This is a genomic window from Kribbella sp. NPDC050470 (genome assembly GCF_044458365.1).
Lineage (GTDB): Bacteria > Actinomycetota > Actinomycetes > Propionibacteriales > Kribbellaceae > Kribbella.
This window is the reverse complement of sequence record NZ_JBITHV010000028.1, coordinates 3,387-5,177: the sequence shown is the minus strand read 5'-3', so window position 1 is coordinate 5,177 and position 1,791 is coordinate 3,387. Positions and strand designations below refer to the sequence as shown.

The following is a 1,791-nucleotide window of genomic DNA, read 5'->3' as shown; positions in this document are numbered from 1 at the left end:
CGCGGTGTGCGTCCGATTCTTGAGAACTCAACAGCGTGCCGAAAGTCAATGCCGAAAGATGCATTAACCCCGTTCACAGGCATTGGGCGATTTTCCTGCCCCTGGTCGTTTCGACTGTGGGTTTGGGTTGTCTGTTGTTCTGTGGCGGATTCCTTTGAAACATTTTGATTCAAGTCAGTTTGATTGTTTCTGATTCAGAGGATCAACTTTGGTTGTCGACTCCCAGTTTACTGGTTGTCATATTTTTCAACGGAGAGTTTGATCCTGGCTCAGGACGAACGCTGGCGGCGTGCTTAACACATGCAAGTCGAGCGGTAAGGCCCCTTCGGGGGTACACGAGCGGCGAACGGGTGAGTAACACGTGAGCAACCTACCCTCAACTTCGGGATAAGCCTCGGAAACGGGGTCTAATACCGGATATCACCACTTTCCTCATGGTTTGTGGTTGAAAGTTCTGGCGGTTGGGGATGGGCTCGCGGCCTATCAGCTTGTTGGTGGGGTAATGGCCTACCAAGGCGTCGACGGGTAGCCGGCCTGAGAGGGCGACCGGCCACACTGGGACTGAGACACGGCCCAGACTCCTACGGGAGGCAGCAGTGGGGAATATTGCGCAATGGACGAAAGTCTGACGCAGCAACGCCGCGTGAGGGATGACGGCCTTCGGGTTGTAAACCTCTTTCAGCAGGGACGAAGCGAGAGTGACGGTACCTGCAGAAGAAGGACCGGCCAACTACGTGCCAGCAGCCGCGGTAATACGTAGGGTCCGAGCGTTGTCCGGAATTATTGGGCGTAAAGGGCTCGTAGGCGGTTCGTCACGTCGGGAGTGAAAACTCGGAGCTTAACTCCGAGCCTGCTTCCGATACGGGCAGACTAGAGGTAGGCAGGGGAGAGCGGAACTCCTGGTGTAGCGGTGGAATGCGCAGATATCAGGAAGAACACCGGTGGCGAAGGCGGCTCTCTGGGCCTTACCTGACGCTGAGGAGCGAAAGCGTGGGTAGCGAACAGGATTAGATACCCTGGTAGTCCACGCCGTAAACGTTGGGCGCTAGGTGTGGGGGACATTCCACGTCCTCCGTGCCGCAGCTAACGCATTAAGCGCCCCGCCTGGGGAGTACGGCCGCAAGGCTAAAACTCAAAGGAATTGACGGGGGCCCGCACAAGCGGCGGAGCATGCGGATTAATTCGATGCAACGCGAAGAACCTTACCTGGGTTTGACATATAGGGAAATCCTCCAGAGATGGGGGGTCCGTAAGGGTCCTATACAGGTGGTGCATGGCTGTCGTCAGCTCGTGTCGTGAGATGTTGGGTTAAGTCCCGCAACGAGCGCAACCCTCGTCCTATGTTGCCAGCACGTTATGGTGGGGACTCATAGGAGACTGCCGGGGTCAACTCGGAGGAAGGTGGGGATGACGTCAAGTCATCATGCCCCTTATGTCCAGGGCTTCACGCATGCTACAATGGCCGGTACAAAGGGCTGCGAAACTGTAAGGTGGAGCGAATCCCAAAAAGCCGGTCTCAGTTCGGATTGGGGTCTGCAACTCGACCCCATGAAGTCGGAGTCGCTAGTAATCGCAGATCAGCAACGCTGCGGTGAATACGTTCCCGGGCCTTGTACACACCGCCCGTCACGTCATGAAAGTCGGCAACACCCGAAGCCGGTGGCCTAACCCTTGTGGAGGGAGCCGTCGAAGGTGGGGCTGGCGATTAGGACGAAGTCGTAACAAGGTAGCCGTACCGGAAGGTGCGGCTGGATCACCTCCTTTCTAAGGAGCACTTGGCAACCCGCTTAG

1 rRNA gene is annotated in these 1,791 nt (G+C 56.8%); it reads left to right on the top strand.

Features of this window, described 5'->3' with window-relative positions:
• The first annotated feature begins 246 nt into the window (after positions 1–246).
• Positions 247–1,764: ribosomal RNA gene (locus ACIBGM_RS45235) — 16S ribosomal RNA — on the top strand.
• Positions 1,765–1,791 lie beyond the last annotated feature (27 nt).